The sequence below is a fragment of the Nonomuraea turkmeniaca genome (assembly GCF_005889735.1).
In the GTDB taxonomy this organism is placed as follows: Bacteria; Actinomycetota; Actinomycetes; order Streptosporangiales; family Streptosporangiaceae; genus Nonomuraea; species Nonomuraea turkmeniaca.
Map to the genome: position 1 here is coordinate 102,985 of NZ_VCKY01000005.1, position 6,731 is coordinate 109,715.

3 protein-coding genes are annotated in these 6,731 nt (G+C 69.6%); 2 read left to right on the forward strand and 1 reads right to left on the reverse strand.

Annotated elements, in window-relative coordinates; translation table 11 throughout:
• Nucleotides 1-19: 19 nt before the first annotated feature.
• Both ETD86_RS02780 and ETD86_RS02785 read left to right on the forward strand, forming a co-directional pair.
• Nucleotides 20-1,171 (forward strand): ROK family transcriptional regulator, encoded by a 1,152-nt coding sequence (locus ETD86_RS02780; protein WP_138664480.1) that lies wholly within the window; start codon nt 20-22, stop codon nt 1,169-1,171.
• 77 nt (nt 1,172-1,248) lie between these two features.
• Complete coding sequence (locus ETD86_RS02785; protein WP_138664481.1) at nt 1,249-4,245, forward strand: glycoside hydrolase domain-containing protein; 2,997 nt, start codon at nt 1,249-1,251, stop codon at nt 4,243-4,245.
• A 286-nt stretch (nt 4,246-4,531) separates the two neighbouring features.
• Here ETD86_RS02785 and ETD86_RS02790 read toward each other — a convergent pair.
• On the reverse strand, nt 4,532-6,731 hold a 2,200-nt coding region (locus ETD86_RS02790), incomplete at its 5' end, for a tetratricopeptide repeat protein (protein ID WP_138664482.1).

Here is a 6,731-nt window from a genome sequence, read left to right on the forward strand (position 1 = left end):
ATCTGTCAAGGGGGCAAGCGTGACACTTCGCGGCGGCGACACCTCTCGGCTTCGCCGGATCAATCTCGTGACGACGCTCCGCACGGTCCGGTCACAGGGGCCGCTCGGACTGACCGAACTCGCCAGGGGGGCCGCGCTCTCCAGGCCGACCGTGGAGGGCCTGGTCGAGGAGCTGCTGGCGGCGGGCTGGCTCAGGGAGCTGCCGCCGGAGAGCGGGCAGATGGGGCGGCCGGCCAGGCTGTTCGCCTTCCACGCGGCGGGCGGCCACGTGCTCGGGATCGACATCGGCTCCTACACGCTCAGGGTCAGCGTCGCCGATCTGGGGGGCACGGTCGTGGCCGCGCACGACGAGCAGATCGCCTCCACCGCCGGCCGCGCCGAGCGCCTCGCGGGCCTCAGGACGGCGATCGCGGGCGCGCTGGAGGCCGCCGGGCTGACCGCCGACCGCATCGCCGCCGTTTGCGCGGGCACCACCGGGGTGGTGACCACCGAGGGCGTGGTGAAGCTGTCGGTCGGCCTGCCCGAGTGGACCGGCCTCGATCTGGCGGGCGAGCTGCGCGCGAGCTTCGACTGCCCCGTGCTGGTGGAGAACGATTGCAACCTGGCCGCGCTCGCCGAGCATTGGCGCGGCCAGGCCGGCGACGTCGACGAGCTGGTGTTCGTGCTGGCCGGCGTGCGCACGGGCGCGGGCATCCTGGTGAGCGGCAAGCTGCTCAAAGGCGCCAGGGGCGGCGCGGGCGAGATAGGTGCGCTGCCGCTGCTCGGCTGGCACCGCGCGCCCGTCCATCTGACCGGATTCCAGGGTCTGCCGCCCGGCACGCCGCCACAGGACGCCGCCGCCCAGGTCTTCGCCGCGGCCAGGTCCGGGGATCCGGCCGCCCGGTGGGCGGTCGAGCAGTACGCCCGCGACCTGGCGGAGGGCATCGCCGCGTTGGTGCTGACCGTGGATCCCGAGCTGGTGGTGCTCGGCGGCGGCGTCTCCCGCTCGGGCGACGTGCTGCTCGCGCCGGTGCGTCGGCACCTGGACCCGTTCTGCCTCGAACCACCCGTGGTGGCGATCTCCGATCTGGGGGAGCAGGCCGTGGTCCTGGGTGCGGTACGGCGGGCGCTCGATCACGTGGACGCCCGCCTCTACGACTTTGACGCTCCCCTCCCGAAGCCTTCCTCTTGACGATCAACGCCCTTGAGTGGACCGCCGGGCGGTCCATCACTTGACCAGACTTAAACAAGAATCCATCATAAGTGCCCATGCGACATCGAGTCCTCCCCTTACTCTGCGTCACCCTGCTGCTGGCGCCATTCGGACCCTTCGTGCCGGCTGCCATGGCCGGAGCGAACGCCGCGCAGCTATGGGTCGAGAGTTCGGAAAAGACCGTCTATCGCACGACGACGGTCCCACAGAGCCCGAGCACCTCCATCACCTTCACAGCCGCCCGCGGTGAGTACGAGAGCGCGCAGATCGCCGTGCGCGCGAAGGAACGGCTGCGCATCGAGCGCGTCCGATTCGGCGACCTGACCGCAGGCGGCAAGCGGCGGATCGCGGGAGCCAACCTGAGCTACCGCTTCGTCGCCTACAAGGACGACAGCAAGGTCGCGGCGAACCCGTTCTTCCCCGATCGCGAGGGGAACCTGCTCTATCCCGAGTCGGTCATGCCAGACCCGCTGTCCAACGACAAGGCGACCTGGGTCGAGGCGGGCCAGACTCAGCCCGTCTTCGTGACCGGCTTCGTGCCACGCGGCACGGCGCCCGGCACCTATCGCGGCACGGCGACGGTGGAGACGAGTCGTGGCGACTACTCGGTCCCGATCCGGTTCAGGGTGCACAACGTCGAGATCCCCACGATCGACAAGTCACCGTTCACCAACTACCACTGGACGATGACGAACGGCTTCACCTGGGACGGCTTCAGCTGGAACGGTGAGGCCGGCCAGGCCTACGACGTCGGCAAGTATTACTACGGCGTCGAGACCTACAGTGACGCGTGGTTCGGCCTCATGGACGAGTTCGCACGCAAGCTCGCTGAATATCGCACCAACATGGTCTGGCTGCGCACCGACCTGTTCCTGCAGTCCACCGGCACGGAGTTGTCGGATTTCGTCCAGGGAATCCCGAGCGACATCGACTGGACGAACTTCGACCGCTACGTCGAGGCGTTCAAGCGGCACGGGATCACCAACTTCGCGAACCAGCATCTCATCCACGCGCTGAACAAGATGCCGGACAACGAGAAGCCCAACGACGGGTGGAACACCAAACTGCCGGACAGCCTGCCGGTCACCGACGCCTTCCTGACGAACTACCTGACCGCGCTGCACGAGCACCTGAAGAGCAAGGGCTGGACGAACGGCCTGACGTGGTACCAGCACATCCGTGACGAGCCAGGGACCGCCGACGTGCGCAACCTCTGGACCTATGTCGCGCGCAAGATCCAGCAGATCAACTCCCAGATCGGCGCTGATTTCCGCACCATGGACGCCGACCCCGACGGCATCCTGCTCGACGACAGGACCAAGCCCTACGTCGACACCTGGGTTCCGCTGACGCCGGCATTCGAGCGCAAGAAGGCCGGCTACAAGGCACAGCAGGCCGCGGGCCAGGAGCTGTGGGTCTACACCTGTGAGGTCAACACTCCGCCGTGGCTCAACCGGTTCTGGACGCAGCCGACGATGACCGGCCGCATGCTGTTCTGGGACCTCGAGCGCGAGGGCGTGCAGGGGCATCTGCACTGGGCGTGGAACGCGTGGTACGTGGGTCCCTGGAAGGGCGACTCCTACATCGTCTATCCCGACAGGGCCAACTTGACGGTGAAGAGCAGCCTGCGTCTCGAGGCACATCGCGACGGACTCGAGGACTACGAGCTCCTCAACATCCTGAAGAAGCGCGACCCGGCCCTGGCGGAGCAGATCGTGGACAGCGCGATCAGCCCGGAGGACCCGCGGCGCTACACTCTCGACCCGGCATATCTCGATACTCTGCACGGCTACCTCGTGCGGGCGGCCGCGGGCGAGACCGTCGGCGCGATTCCCCAGCCGACAAGCCCATATGAGGGTCAGGACATCCCGCGCACCTTCCTGCTCGACAACACCGATGACACCATCACCTACTCCGCCGGCTGGGCGCCGCGGCAGCGGCAGTCCGCCTACCTCGGCAGCGTCCACATCAGCACGGCCACCGGCAACAAGGCGACCTACGAGTTCGACGGCACCGGTATCGACGCGTTCTTCGAGAAGAACGCGACGACCGGAAAGGTGTCCGTGTCGGTCGACGGTGGTCCGGCGACGGTGATCGATCTCTACGAGGCGGTCCAGTACGACCGCTTCACCGCGTATCGAAAGACCGGGTTGACGCCGGGCAAGCACCGGATCGAGATCACCAACCTCGAGAACAAGGAGGTGCGGTTCGACGGATTCCGCGTGCATCTCGCACCTGGGCAGCAGCACTTCGACGCGACGCTGAAGGACCTGAAGCTCACCAACGTCGCGGAATTCACGTTCGAGGGGCATCGCGGTGACCATGCGCTGCTCGTCGACCAGGGCACGAGCAGTGTCAGCCTGACCCCGACGCTGGCCGACGCCGGGGGCACGATCACCGTCGACGGCGGCGCCGTCGCCAATGGTGCAACCGTCGACGTCAACGTGGCGGACGGCAAGAACAAGATCGAGATCCGCACGCTGGCCGGCGATGGCCAGACCGCGAAGGTCTATGAGCTCACGCTCGTGAAGGGTGCGGTCAACACGGCGGACGCCAACATCGCCCGCAGCCATTCGGCGGTGTCGGCTTCGGCGGCCCGGGATGGCGATGGCGGCGTGCAGTACGGCCCGCAGAAGATGGTCGACGGCGAATACGGCACGATGTTCGCCGCCAAGCAGGGCTACACCGACACGAACCCGTTCCCGCACGAAATCGTGCTGGACTGGAACGAGCCGAAGGCGTTCAACACGCTCGTGGTCGCAACCCGTGGCGGCATTCCGCAGGGCCTGACCGATGTCGACGTCGAGGTCTCGGCCAACGGCACTGATTGGACGACCGCCGCGCAGGGCGTCGCCTTCCGGTGGACGCATGACGATGACGACGGAATCATGGAGTATTCGGTCGCCGATCTTCCCGACCTGCAAGGCGTCAGGAAGCTGCGCTTGAAGATCAACGATGCGAACTACACCCGCTGGAGCATGTATGCCGTCTATGAGCTGGAGCTCTACAACCTGCCGGCCCTGCGTTCGGCGACGAGCAGCCAGACCAGGTAGCCGCCACCGAGCTCTCCGGTGAGCACACCGACGGGCAGCCGATGACCGGGCACGACCGGCTGGGCCGGCCGGTCGGCGGTGACCGGCGACGCAGCCTCACGAGCCGATGAGGGAGGAGAATCGGGCCCGTCGCCCTGGTCAGGCGACGGGCTGTCCGCAGCGCTGTCCTGGTCCCGGCATGGTCACGGATCGGAACGGGTTCACGTCCCCGCACGGTCGGGTTCGGCAGGACGCCGCGGCGCGTGAAGCTCGGACCCGACGTGATCCGGGGGAGCGACCGGTCACGTCAGGCCCCTGGTTTGAGCTCCTGCAGGATGGCCTGCCCGGCCGCGCGGTGTTCGGCGGCCCCGGGCGGGTCCGTCTCGTCGAGGACGGCGGCGATTCCCTCGTGGGCCAGTGCCTCCGCGTACCGGTACCCCAGTTTCGGGGCCAGCTCCAGCGCCTGCCGGTGCAGGCGCAGGGCCTCCTCGGGCAGGCCCGCCAGCCGGCAGGTCTCGGCGTAGCCATTGAGGAAATGGATCTTCCAGTGTTCCTCGAACAGCTCGTCCAGCAGCGCGAACGCCTGCCGATGGCTGGCCAGCGCCTCCTCGTACCGGCCCATCTGCCGTAGCGCGACGCCCAGGCAGTTGAGGCACCATGCCTCGTTGTGCTTGTGCCCGTCCTCACGGGCCAGCGCCAGCGCCTGCTCCAGGTGCTCGGCGGCCTCGTCGGGTTCCTCGTGGGCGATGGCCACGCCGAGGGTGATCCTGGCCGTCAGCGTGGGCGGCCAGGCGGGGTCGGTGTGCGGGATGTCCAGCGCCTCGCGGGCCAGCCGGGCCGCTTCCTCGCGGTGTCCCAGCTGCAGCATCGCCCAGGCCTCGTACGCGGTCGCGTGGGCCGTGCCCATCGGGCAGCCGGCGTCCGCGTACAGTTTGCCGGCCAGCCGGAAGAGCTCGAGCGGCTCCTCGACATTGCCCTCGTCCCACTTCAGGTAGCCGCGGCGCATGGTGAGTTCGGCCTCCGACCTGGCGTCCCCGATCTGGGACACCAGCGGTGCCGCCGCCTCGTACGCGGCGCCCGCCTCCGCCATCCGGCCCGCGTTGTAGCGGGCGAAGCCCAGGTCGCTGTGCGCCTCGGCCAGCTGCAGCGGATCGCCCAGGCGCTGCGCGGCGACCAGCGACCGCTCGAACAGGACGTTGAGGTGCGTCGTGCCGCAGCGCCGCGCGAAGAACGCCCGCATGAAGCGCGGCAGCTCGCACACGTGCACGTCGGCTCCGGCCGCGACCGCCGCCTCGAAGACGGCCATCAGGTTGGTGTACTCCGTGACGAACCAGAACAGGGCCGCACGCTTGTCGGTGAACTGAGGCAGCTCGGCCGGAGGCCGGCCCGCGGAGACCGCCCGGCTGGGGGACAGGGACGACATCGCGGCGTCACCGGCGGCCGCCGCGTGCACGTAGTAGTCGAGCACCCGGCCCAGCGCCTGCTCGAGCTCCGCCGGTGAATCCTGCTCGGTGGCGGCCCGGCGCGCGTGCTGGTGCACCAGGTCGTGCAGCCCGTAGCGGCCGGCCGCCGGCTGCTGGACCAAGTGCGCGTCGAGCAGGTCCTCCAGCATCGCCCGGGCGCTGCGCAGCGGTATGTCCGCCAGTGCCGCCGCCACGTGCTCGTCGAAGGTCGAGCCGGGCAGCAGGCCCAGCAACCGGAAGAAGCGGCGCTGCGCCCGGTCCAGCTGTCGCACCGACATCGCGAACGCCGTGTCGAACTCGGTGGCGCCCTCCGCCATCCGCTCGACGAGGATGCCCACGGTCCAGCCCGGCCGGTGCCGCAGCCGGGCCGCGGCCAGCCGCAGGGCCAGCGGCAGATGCCCGCACAGCCGCAGCACCTCGGCGGCGGACTCCGGATCGCGGGCCAGCCGGCTGTCGGGTCCACCCGGGTCGCCGCTGGCGCGGGCCAGCAGCTCGGCGCTCTCCTGCGGGGTCAGCACGTCCAGCGACACCGGGGGCACCTCGTCCAGGCCCAGCAGCCGGTTGCGGCTGGTGATCAGGGCGACGGAGGGGCCGGCACCGGGCAGCAGGGGGCGTACCTGGTCGGCGTCGGCGGCGTTGTCGAGGACCACGACGGCCCGCCGGTGGGCCAGTTCGGACCGCCAGCAGGCGGCCAGCGGCTCGATGCCGCCCTCCTGCGGGATCTTCTCTGACGGGACGTCGAGGGCGGCGAGCAAGGCCCGCAGCGCGGGGTCGGGACCGAGCGGTTCCCGCCCCTCGGTGAACCCGTGCAGGTCCAGATAGAGCTGAGCGTCGGGGTAGTCGGCGGCGAGCTGGTGTGCGGCGTGCACCGCCAGGCAGGTCTTGCCGACGCCCGCCATGCCGTCGATGGCGAGCACCCGGCTGCTGTCCACCGCCGACAGCACGGCAGCGAGCTGGGCTTCGCGTCCGGTGAAGTCGGGCACGTCACGCGGCAGATCGTTGCGGGGTGGGCGCGGAGCCCCGGCGGGCGGCGACGGGGGCTGG

Excerpts from the sequence above, each read along its gene's own strand:
- ETD86_RS02785 (WP_138664481.1), top strand. The coding sequence starts at position 1,249 with ATGCGACATCGAGTCCTCCCCTTACTCTGCGTCACCCTGCTGCTGGCG.